Raw genomic sequence first — 15072 nt, 5'->3', positions numbered from 1 at the left:
CGGGCCGTGCGCCGGCTCCCAAGTCAAATAGCGTTTTGCGATGGGGACCATAGCGAAATCCGGCCGGGCGGCGGCGTTCCATAGGTTCTCGCTATGGCCTTCATCGCTTTATCCTACTTGTGGCTTTGCCCCGCCCATGCGCCCCTTCCACCCAGTAGCGCGCCGCCAAGAGCGCGTTTCGTGAGGAATCCAGGGAGAAGACACATGGTCAGGATGAAGCTGGCGGCTGCGCTGTTTGCGGCAACGGCACTGCTGGGATTGCCGGCCGCCGCGCAGGAGAAGCCCAAGGAGCTGGTCGTGGGCATCGCGACCTTCCTGTCGGGGCCGGCCTCGGTATTCGGCGTGCCCGGCAAGGCCGCGGCGGATCTGTTCTTCGAGGAGATCAACGCCAAGGGCGGCATTTTGGGCGTGCCGGTGAAGCCGGTCTATGTCGATGAGGGCGCCGGCACCAACCAGCTGATCTCCGAATATCGTCGCGTCGTGCAGGATCAGGGCGCGCAAATCATGCTGGGCGCGATCTCGTCGGGCTCCTGCAATGCGCTCGCCCCCGTCGCCGAGGACCTCAAGGTCGTCAATGTGATGTGGGATTGCGGCACTCAGACCATCTTCGAAGAGGGCAAGTGGAAATACTCGGTCCGCACCCAAGGCCATGCCGGCGCCGAGATGATGGCGACGCTGCTCTACCTGATGAAGGTGAAGCCTGACTTCAAGACGGTCGCCGTGGTCAACCAGGACTATGCCTGGGGCCGTGAATCCTGGGCCTTGCTCCAGGCCGGCCTCAAGGCGCTGAAGCCCGATGTGAAGATCGTCGCCGAGCTCTTCCCGAAATTCGGCGCGCCCGATTTCTCGACCGAGATCACCAGGCTCTCGGCGTTGCGGCCCGATGTCGTGATCTCGACCTCCTGGGGCGGCGATCTCGACACCTTCGTGCAGCAGGCGGCGGCGCGCGGGCTGCTGAAGCAGTCGACCTTCGTGCTGCCTTTGGCCGAGAGCTCGCTGGAGCGGCTCGGTGCGGTCTTGCCGGAGGGCGTCATCGTCGGCTCGCGGGGCGACCACTATTTCCTGCATCCGAAATACAAGAACACCGCCGAGATGCAGTCTTTCGTGAAGGCCTACAAGGCCAAGACCGGCGCCTATCCGATCTATCCGACCTTCCACATGAACCAGGCCGTGACCGGTTTGGTGAAGGCCTATGAGAAGGCCGGAGCCGCGGCTGGCGGCAAATGGCCGAGCAAGGAGCAGGTCATCGCAGCCTTCGAGGGGCTGGAGTTCAAGTCGCTCACGGGGACGATCACAATCCGCTCGGACCATCAGGGATTGGAGGACCAGATGCTCGGCACGACCAAGCGCGTGCCGGAATACCCCTTCGCGGTCTATGACAAGATCGCGCTTTACCCCGGCAAGCTGGTGACCACGCCGCTCGGCGAGAAGTCGCTGGACTGGTTCGCCAAGGTCAAGCCGGAGCTGGTCAGCGACAAGTCGATCGAGACGTTCGACTACGTGAAGTGACGGCCTCGCTCTGAACCCTTGCCGTCATTGCGAGCGCAGCGAAGCAATCCAGACGTCTCGCTCGACGCCCCTGGATTGCTTCGTCGCTTTGCTCCTCGCAAAGACGGCGAGAGCTTGAATCGAAAACCCAAGAACGATCCCTAAATGCCTCCAGAAATGATCCTTCTCGCCGCGCTCGACGGCCTGGCCTATGGCTCGCTGATCTTCCTGGTCGCGGTCGGGCTGTCGCTGATTTTTGGCGTGCTCGGCGTGCTCAACGTTGCCCATGGCTCGTTCTACGCGATCGGTGCCTATGTCGCGGCCTCGGCCGTGCTGGCGGCGGCGGGGATGGGGCTGCCGGTCTGGCTGGCCTTCCCCCTGTTCCTGGTCTCGGCCATTCTCGTCGGCGTGGTCGTCGGCGGCACGGTCGAGGCGCTGCTGCTGCGGCGCATCTACGGCAAGGAGGAGGTGCTGCAGCTCCTCGTCACCTTCGCCGTCTTCATGATCCTCGAGGATGCGCAGAAAGTCGTCTTCGGCACGCAGCCGCTCTTCGCCAATGCGCCGATGAACTGGCTCGGCACCGTTGAGGTCTTCGGCATCTTCTACACCAGCTATCAGCTCATCCTGATCCCGCTGGTGGCGCTCGTCGTGCTGCTGGGCCTGCGCTGGTTCCTGCGTCGGACGAGCTTCGGGCGTGCCATCATCGCGGTGACGCAGGACCGCGAGGCGGCGATGGCGATGGGCATCGACGCCACCCGGATCTACCTCTTCACCTTCATCATCGGCGCGAGCCTGGCGGCGCTCGGCGGGGCGCTGTCTTCGGCCACCACCTCGCTCACACCCGGCATCGGTTCAGGCATGATCGTGCTGTCCTTCGCGGTCGCGGCCACGGCCGGGCTCGGCCGCATCGAGGGCGCGGCGGTGGCGGCGCTGATGATCGGGCTCGGGCGCTCGGCTGCGGTCTATTTCGCGCCGGAATTCGACGTGCTGATCCCCTATCTCATCATGGTCGTCGTGCTGCTGATCAAGCCGGAAGGCCTCTTCACCACCGTGCAGACGAGGAAGGTCTGATGTCGCGCCAATATCTCATCGGCGCGGGGCTCCTGATCGCGCTCGTCGCCTTCCCGCTGCTCTCACCCTGGTCGACGGTGATCCTGACGGTCGCGCTCTGCGAGGGGCTGGCGGCGCTCGGCATCCTGGTGCTGCTGCGCGCCGGCCAGGTCTCCTTCGGCCATGGGCTCTATTTCGCTTTCAGTGCCTATGTCGTCGCCTTCATGGCTGCAGCCCATCTCGGCCATGAAGTCCTGCTGCTGGTGCCGATCGCGACCGCAGCCTCCGGGCTCGTTGCGGCGCTGGTCGGCCTGTTCATCGTGCGCTACCGGGCGATCTTCTTCGGCATGCTGAACCTCGCCATCTCGATGGTGTTCTTCTCGCTCCTGGAGAAGCTGTTCTCGATCACCGGCGGGGCCGACGGCAAGCGCGTGCCGCGCCCGACGCTTCTGGGCATGACGCTGGAGCGCGAGGCTTTCGAATTCTGGATGTTCTACATCACCCTGGCGCTGGCTGCGGTCGCCGCGCTCTTCGTGGCGCGCTATCTCGCCTCGCCCGGCGGCAAGGCGCTGGAGGCGATCAAATCGAACGAGACCAGGCTCGAATATCTCGGCGTCTCCAGCCGCAAGGTGCTCTATGGCGCCCACCTGCTCTCGGGGCTGCTGGCGGGGCTGGGCGGGGCGATCATTGCGCTGGTCTCAGGCCACGTCACGCCGGAGCTGGCCTATTGGGTACGCTCGGGCGAGTTCGTCTTTATCGCCATTCTCGGCGGGGTCGGGGGCGTCGCCGGCCCGTTCCTGGGCGCGCTGATGTTCCAGATCATCCGCGGCTATGCGGCTGTCTATGCGCCCGAGACCTGGCACGCCGTGCTCGGCATCATGCTGCTCGTGATCATCTTCTTCGCGCCGAGCGGGCTCTACGGGCTGATCGCCGGCCGCAAGCGCGCCTCCGGGGAGGCGGCGCGATGAGCGAGTTCATCCTCGAAGCCCGCGACCTCGAACTGCGCTTCGGCGGCGTGCAGGCCGCCAATGGCGCGAGCATTCAGGTTCGCGCCAATGAGCGCATCGCCATCATCGGCCCCAACGGCGCCGGCAAGACCACCTTCATCAACCTCTGCACCGGCTACATCAAGCCGCAGTCGGGCAGGGTCATCTTCGCAGGCCAGGATGTCACCGCGCTCTCGCCGCGCGCGATCACCCGGCTCGGCATCGGCCGCTCCTTCCAGATCCCGCAGCTCTTCCTCGAGAACACGGTGATCGAGAACCTGTTGCTGGCGCTGAGCGCCCGCGAGGGCAGCTGGTCGCCTTTCCTCAAGCTCACCAGGCATCCAAAAATCGATGAGATGTGGGCACTGCTCGAGATCGTCGGGCTGAAGGACACCGGCCACCGCATCGTGCGCGAGCTGCCGGAAGGCATGCGCAAGCTGATCGACATCGCGGTCGCGCTCGCGCTCGAACCCAGGCTGATCTTCATGGACGAGCCGACCAGCGGCGTCTCCAGCCATGAGAAGTTCCAGGTCATGGACACGTTGACCCGCGCGCTCGACGCCCGCTCGACCACCGCGATCTTCGTCGAGCACGACATGGATGTGGTCGCGCGCTACGCCAATCGCGTCGCCGTCTGGTCTGGTGGCAGGATCGCACTGGAAGGCTCGCCCGAGGAGATCCTGAACCATCCGGAAGTCCGCGAGACCGTGATCGGAGTGGGGGTCTAGGCCATGCTCGAGATCAAGGGATTATCCGCCGAGATCGAGGGCGTGCAGGTTCTGCGCAAAGTCGATCTCTCGCTGACCGCAGGTGCGACGGTCGCCCTGATCGGACGCAACGGCGCCGGCAAGACCAGCCTGCTGCGCGCGATCATGGGCTTCATGAAGGTCTCAGGCGGCGCGATCGCCTTTGACGGCAGGCCGCTGCTGGAGGTGAAGCCGCATGAGCGGCCGCGGCTGGGCATAGGTTATGCGCCCGAAGATCGCCGCCTGTTCTCGACCTTCACCATCGAGGAGAATATCCGCCTGCCGGCTGAGGTGATGAAGCTCGGCGCGCCCGAGATCGCGCGGCGGCTCGCGGGCATCTACGCCGTGCTGCCGGAACTGGCGGATCTGCGCCATCGTCCTGCGGCGGGCCTCTCCGGCGGGCAGGGCAAGATGGCGGCGCTGGCGCGCGCGCTGATGATCGGTAATCGGGTGATCCTGCTCGACGAGCCGTTTCAGGGGCTGGCCCCGGTGCTGGCCAACCGCTATGCCGCTGCCCTGCGCACCCTGCGCGACAGCCATCCCGAGATCGCCTTGCTGATCACCGAATCCAACCCCAGCCTGCTGCGCAATTTCGCCGAGCGCGCCTATGCGATCGAGCGTGGCGAGGTCACCGAAGTCGAGGGTGGGCTCGCGGCGAGTTCGCTGGCGGCGGCGGGGATGCATTGAGCCAGAATTTCACCCATAAGCCCTCATCCTGAGGAGCTGCGAAGCAGCGTCTCGAAGGATGCTCCAGGAGGCGCCGGAACCATCTGGAGCATCCTTCGAGACGGCCGCTTTCGCGGCCTCCTCAGGATGAGGGCTGGAGTTAAAAGCGGAGAAACGCCCATGAATCAGCACTTCATCAACGGTCGCTATGTCGCTGGCCAGACGGGCGAAACCATCGCCAAGCTGGCGCCCGCGACGGGCGAGGAATTCGCCCGCATCGCCTGCGGCAACGCCGCTGACATCGACGCCGCGGTCAAGGCCGCCCACGCCGCCTTCGACGGCGCCTGGGGCAAATTGACGGCAGCCGAGCGCGGCCGATTGATTTCGAAGCTCGGGCTCAAGCTGCAGGACCATTTCGACGAGCTTGCCAGGCTGGAGGCGCGCGACACCGGCAAGCCGATGGCGCAGGCCAGGGCGGATATCGACGCGACCGCCCGCTATTTCGAATTCTATGGCGGCGCTGCCGACAAGGTGCATGGCCACGTCATTCCGTTCCTGAACGGCTACAGCGTCAGCGTGGTGCATGAGCCGCATGGCGTCACCGGCCATATCCTGCCCTGGAACTATCCGGCGCAGATGTTCGGCCGCTCGCTCACCGCCTCGCTCGCCATGGGCAACGCGGTCGTGCTGAAGCCGGCCGAGGATGCCTGCGCCACGGCCTTCCGCCTGGCCGAACTCGCAAGCGAGGTCGGCTTTCCCGACGGCGCGATCAACGTCGTCGCGGGGCGCGGCCATGAGGCCGGCGCGGCGCTCTGCTCGCATCCGGGCATCGCCTTCATGTCCTTCACCGGCTCGCCCGAGGTCGGCAAGATGGTGCAGCATGCCTGCGCCGACCACCTGATCCCCTGCACGCTCGAACTCGGCGGCAAATCGCCCCAGATCGTCTTTGACGACGCCGATTTCGATGCCGCGGTGCCGATCGTCTGCAAGGCGATCGTCCAGAACACCGGGCAGACCTGCTCGGCCGGCAGCCGCGTGCTGGTGCAGAAGACCGTCTATGACGAATTCGTCGGCGCGGTCGCCAAGCAGTTTTCGAAGCTGCGCGCCGGCACGCCGGAGATGGATCTCGATTGCGGCCCGGTGATCAACGCCAAGCAGCGCGGTCGCGTGCAGAGCTTCATCGACCAGGCGCGCGAGCAGGGCATCCCGGTGCTGGCGGAGGGACAGATCGCCCAGGGCGTGCCCAATGGCGGCTTCTACGTCACGCCGACACTGTTCGGCCAGGTGCCGCGCGGCAACCGGCTCGAGCAGGAGGAGGTCTTCGGGCCGGTGCTGTCCGCCTTCTCCTTCGAGGATGAGGAGGATGCCATCAAGCTGGCCAATTCGACCGATTATGGCCTCGTTGCCGCCGTCTGGACTAGGGATGGCGGCCGCCAGCAGCGCGTCTCGCGGCGCGTCCGGGCCGGCCAGGTCTTCATCAACGGCTATGGCGCCGGCGGTGGCATCGAATTGCCCTTCGGCGGCGCCGGCAAGAGCGGCCATGGCCGCGAGAAGGGTTTTATCGCGCTGGAGGAGTTCGCGGTCACCAAGACGATCGTGCACAAGCATGGCTAGAGCATTTTCGAGCGAAGTGGACACCGGTTCGCGTGAAGAAAATGCGATAAAATAAGGAGGTGGAGCGTTTCCGCGCTTCGGAGAAACGCGGAAAGGCTCCAGAGCGTTTTGCTTGCGGGCCGACGGCGAGGACTACTAAACGGCGTAGAGAGGCGGTGCAGGATCGGAAAACGCGACCTTGCGTCGGCTCGCCGTCAGAGCAACCATCGCCAGAATCATGAATAGACCCGTAGGCGACACCCTCGAGATCCTCGAAAGCCTCTTCGCACCGTTGCAGGGGCGGCGCGTGCTCGACATCGGCTGCGGTGGCGGCCATCTCATGCAGGGCCTCATCGAACGCGGCGCGCGCGTCGCCGGAATCGACATCGACGAGACTGCGGTTGAGGCGGCGCGGCTCGCGGTGCCGACGGCTTATGTGCAGAAGGCCGGCGCTGAGCAGTTGCCCTTCAACGACGCGACCATCCATGTCGCGATCTTCCTCAACAGTCTGCACCATCTGCCGGTGCCCAACATGCTGCTTGCTCTGGAAGAGGCGGCCCGCGTTGTCGGCAAGGGCGGCAGCGTCGTCGTCATCGAGCCCTTGTCCGAGGGCACGTTCTTCGATGCGCTGCGGCTGATCGAGGACGAGACGACGGTGCGCCAGGCCGCGCAGGATGCGATCATCCGCGCCGGGCGGCGCGGCATCCTGAGCGAGTGCCGATGCATGGAGTACGACCGCGTCGAGGCGTTTGCCGATGCCGCGGCCTTCATCGAGCGCGCCGTCGGGATCGATGCGACGCGCCGGAATCGGGCCAGGGAAGCACTGGAGAAGATGCTGGCCCGGTTCGAGACGCTCTCGGAGCGGGACGTGCGCGGCTATCTGCTGCGCCAGCCCCTGCGGCTGCACCATCTCAAGGTGCCGGTCGGACCGCCACCGGTCGTCAACCCGCTCACATACGGATGACGTGCCGGATCGTGCGGCCCTCGTTCAGCGCGTCGAAGCCTTCATTGATGCCGTCGAGCCCGCTCGTGCTGGTCAGCAGCTTGTCGACCGGCAGCTTGCCGCGCAGGTAAAGCTCGATGAAGCGCGGGATGTCGCGCACGGGGATGCAGGAGCCCACATAAGACCCCTTCAGCGTGCGTTCCTCGCCGACCAGCCTGACCGGCGAAAGCGAGAGCGTATGCGCCGGGTTGGCGAGGCCAGCCGTCGTGGTCGTGCCGCCGCGCCTAGTGATCTGATAGGCGAGGTCGAGCGCTTTCACCGAGCCGGCCATCTCCAGCCCATGATCGACGCCGCCCTTGGTCGCTGCCCGGATCGCCTCGATCACGCCGGGCTCGCCGGCATTGAACGTATCCGTCGCGCCCAGTTCGCGCGCGATCGCGAGCTTATCCTCCGCGAGATCGACCGCGATGACGCGCGAGGCGCCGCAGGCTGCCGCTCCCATCAGCGCGCTCAGGCCCACCCCGCCAAGGCCGACGACGGCGACCGTTTCGCCGGCGCGGACCTTGGCCGTGTTCACCGCTGCGCCGACGCCGGTCAGCACGGCACAGCCGAACAGGGCCGCGATCTCATGGGGGATGTCGGCCTCGATCTTCACCAGCGAATGGCGCGAGATCACCGCGTATTCGGCAAAGGCGGAGACGCCGACATGGTGATGCACCGGCTGACCCCTCGCGGAGAGCCTTCGTCCGCCGCCGATCAGTTCGCCGATGCCGTTGGCGGCGTTGCCGGGCTCGCACAGGGCAGGGCGCCCCTCGCTGCAAGGCGAGCAATGCCCGCAGGAGGGCACGAAGACCATGATGACGCGGTCGCCCTGCTTGAGGTCCTGCACGCCCGGGCCGGTCTCGACCACTTCGCCCGCCGCTTCATGGCCGAGCACCATGGGCACGGGGCGAGGGCGGTTGCCGTCGATCACCGAGAGATCGGAATGGCACAGCCCCGCTGCACGCACCCTGACCAGAACCTCGCCAGGGCCGGGCGGCGCGAGCTCGACCTCCTCGATCGACATCGGCTTGCTCAGCGCATAGGGCGCCGCGACGGGGCTGGCATTCAGGACGGCGGCACGGATTTTCAAGGCGTGTTTCCTCGATGGCTTTGTTGTTTCTGGCCTATGGCCCGACCACGTCATTGCGAGGAGCGGAGCGACGAAGCAATCCAGGGGGCCGTAGCGCGCGCCGCTCTGGATTGCTTCGCTGCGCTCGCAATGACGGCGTCGGCTCGCGACAGCGAGACTCAAGCCGCTGCGCCTTCCTGTCAAAGACGAAAACGCGATCAGCCATATAAGGCAGGCGGATCGCCATCCTCGCCCAGCGTCGCCGTCCAGCTTTCGTCGCTGACGAGCCCGCGCAGGATCTCCCAGGATAGCTGGCCGATGGCGCGCGCCGCCGCCGGCATCGGCCGCTCCGTCGAATAGGCGAGATAGACCTTGCGGTAGAGCGAGGGCTGCTCGATGCGCCAGGTCTGGAAGAGACCAGCCTTCTCCTGCGCGCGGACCGCCATGCGCGGCAGAATGCCGTAGCCCAGGCCGCGCTCGGCCAGCCGCTTGATCTGCGTATAGGATTCGATCTCGATCGCGGGCTGGATCGCGGCGCCGACGCTTAGCGCCGCCTCGTCGATCTGGTCGCGCAGGCCATGGCCGGTCCCGGGCAGGATGAGGTCGACAGCCGCGGCCTCGGTGAGCGTCACCGTGCCGCCGGGCGGCGTCTTCACTGCGTCGAGGGCGGGCGGGCCGAACAGGCAGAGCTCCTCGGTCAGGATATGGTGGATGCCGAGCCCCTTGGGGTCCGAGATCGCGTAGATCACGGCGAGATCGACCTCACCCCGGCGCAGCCAGTCGAGCACGAAACCGCTCATCGCCTCGGCGATTCGGATGCGCACGGCCGGGTAGCGCTCGCGCGCCGCCTGGATCAGGGGCACGCTGAACTGCTCGCTGACCGTGCCGGGCAGGCCGATGCGGACCTCGCCGCCGGGGGCTGCGGTCTCGCCGCGGACGCTGTCGCGCAATTGCGCAAACTCCGCCAGGATCGCCCGGGCGCGCAGCAGGAGCCGCTCGCCGGCCTCCGTCGGCAGTACGCCGCGCGTGCCGCGATGCAACAGTGCAACGCCGAGCTCGTCTTCCATATGGCGCAGATGCTGGCTCAGCGCCGGCTGCGCCACGCGCAACTTGGTGGCGGCCTTCGAGAACGAGCCCTGTTCGACGATCGCGGTGAAATAGCGAAGCTGGCGCAAATCCATTGCTGGGTTTCTCGGTTCCTGGCCGGCCGCTGAAGCCTATCTGACGTTGGTAGCGTCGCCCGCAGGCGATGGCCAGAGCGGGCCTGGCGCAATGGCATGCCAGGCTTCGCGCAGCGGTATGAATCGCCCGGTCGATTCCTGAAATTGGAACGATCACAGGCGTTTGGCGCGGTCACTTGAATCAGTTTGCGCGCCAGCGGAACGCCTCCTGCTCCAGCTTTCGCTTATGCCGGATAGAGCGAAGGGATATTGGTCGCGCCCTTGGGGCACGTGCATCCTCCGGCGCGAGGCAGGGCTTTCGAGAGGTATGGGTTTGAGACAAGGCCGCTCCAGGCCTCTTGCCTGGCAGGTCTCTTGCCCAGTGGGCCTCTTGCCCGGTCTCGGTCGACAAGAATGCCAGCGGGAATGCTGGAACTGTTTCACTCAGGAGGAAGCGCAATGTCCGAGGATATGATCCTACATCCCCATCCCAGCCTTGCCCAAGCCAGCTTCGCCCAAGCCAGCCGCCGCGGATTTCTGGGTGGCGCCGCTGCGCTTGCTGCGGGCGCCACGCTGCCATTCGGCGGCGCCGCCCTGGCCAAGGCGCCGTTGTCCAACACCCAGTCCGGCTATTTCTACCGCTTCATGCTGGGCACGGCCGAGGTCACGGTGGTCTCCGACGGGCCGCTGCCGCTCGGCGACCCCGGCGCTAGCTTCCTCGGCGTGCCCAAGGAAACCGTCTACGGCATGCTGGAGAACAACTTCCTGGCCAAGGACAATGTCGTCCTCGAACAGAACGTCCCGATCGTGAATTTCGGCGACAGGCTCGTCATGTTCGACACCGGCATGGGCTTCTCCAAGGCCTTCGGCCCGACCACGGGCCGCCTGCTGAAGAGCATGGCGGAAGCGGGCATCAAGCCGGAGGACATCGACGCCATCGTCATCAGCCACGCCCATATCGACCATATCGGCGGTATCTCCTCCCAGGACGGCAAGCCGCATTTCCCCAACGCGCAGATCTATATCAGCCAGATCGATTATGATTTCTGGCTTGACGATGCCCGGCTCGGCACGCCGTTCAAGGCCTTCGGCGAGCATGCCCGCGCCAATCTCAGGCCGGTGAAGGATCGCATCGTCTTCTTCAAGGATGGTCAGGAATTCCTGCCGGGCGTGCAGGCGATCGCGGCTCCCGGCCACTCGCCGGGGCACCACATCTTCAGGGTGGCTTCCGCAGGTAAATCCTTCGCCTTCCTCGGCGATCTGACGCATCACGCGATCCTGCTGACCGAGAAGCCCCGGCTTGAATTCGCCTATGATTTCGACCCGAAACAGGCGGTGGAATCGCGCGTGAAGCTGCTCACCATCCTGGCCGACGAGAAGACGCCGGTGATGTCCTATCACTTCGCCTGGCCGGGCTTCGGCAACCTCGCCAAGGCCGGAGACGGCTTCCGCTACTATCCGACGCCGATGCAGATGCTGCGGGGGTAGGGGGCTGTCATCCCGAGCGCGCTGCGGCATGAAATGCCGCGGCGCAGACACGGGACCGTCTTCAGAAGAAGGCGCTTTCTGCCTCCTTCAGAAGAAGGCGCTTTCTGCGTCATGCGATCCCGCATCTGCGCAGCGGCACTGCGCGCCGCAGCGCGTGCGGGATGACGCTCAGCTCTCTCTCAACGGCCGCGGCACCGTCACGGGGCGCGCCTCTCTTGCCTGCGAGGCGAGGCGGACGGCTGCGTTCACGGCGCCGAAGCCGGCATAGCCGCCGCGCCGCTCGACGATCTCGAAGAAGAAGCGCTGCGCGAAGACATGGGTGTAGACCTGCAGGAACTCGGCCTCGCCGTCGCGGTCATAGAGGATGTGGTGATCGCGCAAGGCGTCGATGAAGTCCGGATCGAGCCCGTGCCGCGCCTCCAGATCCTCGTAATAATTCTCGGGGATGTCGAGGAAGGAGAGGCCCGCGGCCCGCATCGCCGTCACCGCCGCGAAGATATCGGGCGCGCTGAAGGCGATATGCTGCACGCCCGAGCCGAAATGCTCGGAGACGAAGCGCGAGGACAGGGTCCGCGTCGCCTGCGAGCCGTTGAGCACGAAGCGCAATGAGCCGTCGGCGCTGACGATCGGACGGCTCTCGACGAGGCCGGCAGGATCGGCGATCGCGGTTTGCGGGATGCGCTCAAGATGGAAGAGCGAGGTGTAGAACAAGAGCCAGGACAGCATCTCCTCATAGTCCATCGACTGGGAGATGTGATCGACGCTTTGCAGGAGCGCGGGCGCAGGCACGGCGGCATCGGGCCTGGCGACGAAATCCTTCTCCCAGATATGGGCGAGTTCGCCGGTCGCTTGAGTAAAATAGATCAATGAGCCGCCGACGCCGCGGATGGCGGGGATATGCATCTCGCCGGGGCCGACCGGCTGCTCGAAGGCCGTGATCTTCAAATCCCGCGCCCGGGCCATGGTCTGCTCGACATCGTCGACGCGCAGGCAGATCGCGCAGACGCCGGGCCCATGCATGATCGCATGCGATTGGGCGAAGCCGTCCTTCTCGGTGTTGAGCACGAGGTTGATGCCGCCCTGGCTCCAGCGCGTCACCATCTTGCTGCGATGCGTGCCGGTCTGCCGGAAGCCCAACGCCTCGAACAAAGCCGCGAGATCGGCGGCCGTATCCTCGTCCAGCGCGAATTCGAGGAACTCGACGCCCTCGACATGCGCGCGCGGCGGCAGATGTGGCGCCGTCTGGTCGGCGAGCGCGATCAGCGAGCGCATGCCATCGGTCGCGAGCCGGCGGGCCGATCCCGCCCGGAACTGGTCGTTGAAGATTTCGTGCGAGAGCGGCCCGGAATAGCCCGTCGCCTCGACCGCTTTGACGAAATCGGCGACGGCCAGGTCGCCCTGGCCGGGAAAGCAGCGGAAATGCCGGCTCCAGCTCAGCACATCCATGTCGAGCTTGGGCGCATCGGCGAGCTGGACGAGGAAGATGCGATCGCCGGGGATCGAGGCGATCGGCTCTACCGGCGATTTGCGCGCCAGCGTGTGGAAGGAATCGAGGATCAGCCCGATGCGCTCATGGCCGGCGCGGCGCACGATCTCCCAGGCGTCGCGATAGTCGTTGACGTGGCGGCCCCAGGCGAGCGCCTCGAAGCCGACGCGCACGCCGAATTTCGCGGCCAGCTCGCCGAGTTCGCGCAGATCGGTCGCCGCACGATCGATGCCCCCCAGCGATTGCGGCGAGACATTCGAGCAGATCAGCATCAGCTCGGCGCCGAGCTCGTTCATGATCGCGAATTTGCGCTCGGCCCGGGCGAAGGTGCGCGCCCGCAGCGGTTCGGGCATGCCTTCGAAGTCGCGGAAGGGCTGGAAGGCCGAGATCGTCAGGCCGAGATCGGCGATCATCTTGCCGACATCGCGCGGGCTGCCGTCGAAGGTCAGGAAATCATTCTCGAAGACCTCGACCGCGTCGAACCCGGCCGCGGCGATGGCCTGTAGTTTCTCCGTGAGATCGCCGCTGAGCGAGACGGTCGCGATCGAGGTCGGGTTCATGCCGCTTGCGCCCTTGCCTGGTGGTCGATGGTGACGAGATGTCCACGTCGCGCAGCCTCACTGATGGCCTCGACGACCGCAAGTGTGCGGGTGGCGTCAGCGGCGTCGGTGATCGGCTGCTCGGTGCCTCGGATCACGGCGCAGAAATGGCGGAGCTGCTCGGCCAGGGGCTCGACAGGCGCGACCGCGCGGCTTTCCCGAAGCAAAGGCTCCCACCAGCCCTGCTTGCCCTCATAGCGCCAGAGCTCGAGCTTCGGCAGAGACAGCGAGCCCTCGCTGCCGGCGATCAGGTAGCAATGCCCGTCGCGCTGGGGATAGGCCTTGTTTTCGCCCGAGGACAGTTCCCAGCTCCAGGGCGCGGGCGTCGCGTCGGAGACGGTCGCCGTGCCGAGCGCGCCGTTAGTGAAGCGGAAGGTGAGGGCGGCAGTGTCCTCCACGGCAAAGCCGCGAGCGGCGTTCGAATTCATGGCCTGCACCGCGTCGATCTCGCCGCAGATGAAGCGCAGATTGTCGATGTCGTGGATCAGGTTGATCAGCACCGGGCCGCCCCCGGCTTCGCGCCGCCAGGCGACGTCGAAATAATCGTCGGGCTTGCGGATCAGGAACAGCGAGTTGATCGCGACCAGCCGGCCGATGCCGCCGTCCTGCACGATTTTGCGCGCCGCCTTGACGATCGGGTTATGGCGGCGGTGATGGCCGGCAAGGACCGGTATGCCGGTGCGGGCCTGCGCCTCGACCATCTTCTGCGCCGAGGCCACGCTCTCGGCCAGCGGCTTTTCGACCAGCACCGGAACGCCGGCTTCCAGGCAGGCGAGCGCGCCCGGCACATGCAAGATATTGGGCGTGGCGATGATCGCGCCATCGGGCGTCATCGCCGCCAGCATCGCCTCGGGCGAGGCAAACCAGGGCGTGCCGCGCTCGGCTGCGAGCGCCTTGGCTGCGTCTGTCGGGTCGCAGATCGCGGCGCAGGCGCAGTCCGGGGATGCGTCGAGGCGCTGCAGATGGGCTCGGCCGATAAGGCCCGCGCCGATGAGGGCAATGTTCAGCTTGGCGTTCACGCCGCCTCCGTCATCGCGCCGCCCAGGAAGAGCTGGCCGACGCGTGGATCGGCGAGGATCTCGGCCGCCGGGCCCTGCATTCGGGTCTGGCCAAGTTCGAGCACCAGCCCTTCATCGGAGATCTCCAGCGCCGAGCGGGCGTTCTGTTCGACCATCAGGATCGTCACGCCTTTCGACCGAAGCTCCATGAGAATCGCAAAAGTCTCCTGCACCAACATCGGTGAGAGGCCGATCGAGGGTTCGTCGATCAGCACGAGCTTGGGATCGAGCAGGAGGCCGCGCACGATCTCGAGCTGCTTCTGCTCGCCGCCCGAGAGGGTCGAGGCCTGGTTGTCGGCCTTGCGCCGCAAGGCCGGAAAGCGGTCGAGCGCGGCCTCCAGGCGCTTGGGCATGTCGGTGATATCGGAGCCGGCGGCGACGGCGCCCAGCTCGATATTGTGGCGCACCGAGAGCTCGGGGAAGATGTTGCGGCCCTGCGGCACATAGCAGATGCCGGCTTCCAGCAGCTTGCGCTGGTTCCAGTTGGTGATGTCGGCCCCCTCCAGTCGGATCTGGCCCTCGCGCACCTTGAGCAGGCCGAAGATCGCCTTGAACACGGTCGATTTGCCGGCACCGTTGGGGCCGATCACGGTGGTGATCGCAGCGCGCGGGATCTTGAAGGTCGTGCCGTTCAGGATGGTCATGGCGCCATAGCCGCCGACCACGCCGTCGAGTTCGAGGATGGGTGTGCTCATGAC

Annotated in this window: 13 protein-coding genes; 8 read left to right on the top strand and 5 right to left on the bottom strand. The window is 66.1% G+C overall.

The genetic code is table 11. The features are described 5' to 3' along the window. Positions 1 to 204: 204 nt before the first annotated feature. The 7 genes from J2Y55_RS10020 (at position 205) to J2Y55_RS09990 (ending at position 7493) form a co-directional block, all read left to right on the top strand. Complete coding sequence (locus tag J2Y55_RS10020) at positions 205 to 1509, top strand: ABC transporter substrate-binding protein (RefSeq protein ID WP_310151580.1); 1305 nt, start codon at positions 205 to 207, stop codon at positions 1507 to 1509. A 156-nt stretch (positions 1510 to 1665) separates the two neighbouring features. Continuing rightward, complete coding sequence (locus J2Y55_RS10015) at positions 1666 to 2559, top strand: branched-chain amino acid ABC transporter permease (protein ID WP_310151577.1); 894 nt, start codon at positions 1666 to 1668, stop codon at positions 2557 to 2559. After that, a complete protein-coding gene (locus J2Y55_RS10010; RefSeq protein WP_310151573.1) occupies positions 2559 to 3506 on the top strand; it encodes a branched-chain amino acid ABC transporter permease in 948 nt (315 codons plus the stop codon). Before J2Y55_RS10015 ends, J2Y55_RS10010 begins: the two co-directional genes overlap by 1 nt. After that, entirely contained in the window at positions 3503 to 4252 is a 750-nt protein-coding gene (locus tag J2Y55_RS10005) for an ABC transporter ATP-binding protein (RefSeq protein ID WP_310151569.1), read from the top strand. The genes J2Y55_RS10010 and J2Y55_RS10005 overlap by 4 nt, the downstream gene beginning before the upstream one ends. Positions 4253 to 4255: 3 nt before the next feature. Beyond that, the gene (locus J2Y55_RS10000) at positions 4256 to 4957 is read left to right on the top strand and encodes an ABC transporter ATP-binding protein (RefSeq protein WP_310151566.1); all 702 of its coding nucleotides are present in this window, start codon (positions 4256 to 4258) and stop codon (positions 4955 to 4957) included. A 159-nt stretch (positions 4958 to 5116) separates the two neighbouring features. Next, positions 5117 to 6550, top strand: a complete 1434-nt coding sequence (locus J2Y55_RS09995) for an aldehyde dehydrogenase family protein (protein ID WP_310151562.1) — start codon at positions 5117 to 5119, stop codon at positions 6548 to 6550. 217 nt (positions 6551 to 6767) lie between these two features. Further along, the gene (locus tag J2Y55_RS09990; RefSeq protein ID WP_310151559.1) at positions 6768 to 7493 is read left to right on the top strand and encodes a class I SAM-dependent methyltransferase; all 726 of its coding nucleotides are present in this window, start codon (positions 6768 to 6770) and stop codon (positions 7491 to 7493) included. Here J2Y55_RS09990 and J2Y55_RS09985 read toward each other — a convergent pair. Both J2Y55_RS09985 and J2Y55_RS09980 read right to left on the bottom strand, forming a co-directional pair. Further along, positions 7480 to 8604: a zinc-dependent alcohol dehydrogenase family protein gene (locus J2Y55_RS09985; RefSeq protein ID WP_310151556.1), complete on the bottom strand. Its 1125-nt coding sequence runs from the start codon at positions 8602 to 8604 to the stop codon at positions 7480 to 7482. The genes J2Y55_RS09990 and J2Y55_RS09985 overlap by 14 nt on opposite strands. A 197-nt stretch (positions 8605 to 8801) precedes the next feature. Further along, the gene (locus J2Y55_RS09980; protein ID WP_310151553.1) at positions 8802 to 9764 is read right to left on the bottom strand and encodes a LysR family transcriptional regulator; all 963 of its coding nucleotides are present in this window, start codon (positions 9762 to 9764) and stop codon (positions 8802 to 8804) included. A 450-nt stretch (positions 9765 to 10214) separates the two neighbouring features. Here J2Y55_RS09980 and J2Y55_RS09975 point away from each other — a divergent pair, with 450 nt between their 5' ends. After that, entirely contained in the window at positions 10215 to 11231 is a 1017-nt protein-coding gene (locus J2Y55_RS09975) for an MBL fold metallo-hydrolase (protein WP_404978881.1), read from the top strand. A gap of 168 nt (positions 11232 to 11399) precedes the next feature. On the opposite strand, the gene J2Y55_RS09970 is transcribed toward J2Y55_RS09975, so the two are convergent. Genes J2Y55_RS09970 through J2Y55_RS09960 form a run of 3 tightly spaced genes read right to left on the bottom strand, consistent with a single transcriptional unit; the run spans position 11400 to position 15069 of the window. Further along, complete coding sequence (locus J2Y55_RS09970; RefSeq protein WP_310151546.1) at positions 11400 to 13277, bottom strand: bifunctional sugar phosphate isomerase/epimerase/4-hydroxyphenylpyruvate dioxygenase family protein; 1878 nt, start codon at positions 13275 to 13277, stop codon at positions 11400 to 11402. Continuing rightward, the gene (locus J2Y55_RS09965; RefSeq protein WP_310151542.1) at positions 13274 to 14335 is read right to left on the bottom strand and encodes a Gfo/Idh/MocA family protein; all 1062 of its coding nucleotides are present in this window, start codon (positions 14333 to 14335) and stop codon (positions 13274 to 13276) included. The genes J2Y55_RS09970 and J2Y55_RS09965 overlap by 4 nt, the downstream gene beginning before the upstream one ends. After that, entirely contained in the window at positions 14332 to 15069 is a 738-nt protein-coding gene (locus J2Y55_RS09960; protein WP_310151538.1) for an ABC transporter ATP-binding protein, read from the bottom strand. The genes J2Y55_RS09965 and J2Y55_RS09960 overlap by 4 nt, the downstream gene beginning before the upstream one ends. Positions 15070 to 15072 lie beyond the last annotated feature (3 nt).

The organism is Allobosea sp. BE125 (assembly GCF_031456075.1).
Lineage (GTDB): Bacteria > Pseudomonadota > Alphaproteobacteria > Rhizobiales > Beijerinckiaceae > Allobosea.
The sequence above is the reverse complement of the archived record's forward strand: the minus strand, read 5'-3'. Positions and strand labels throughout refer to the sequence as shown.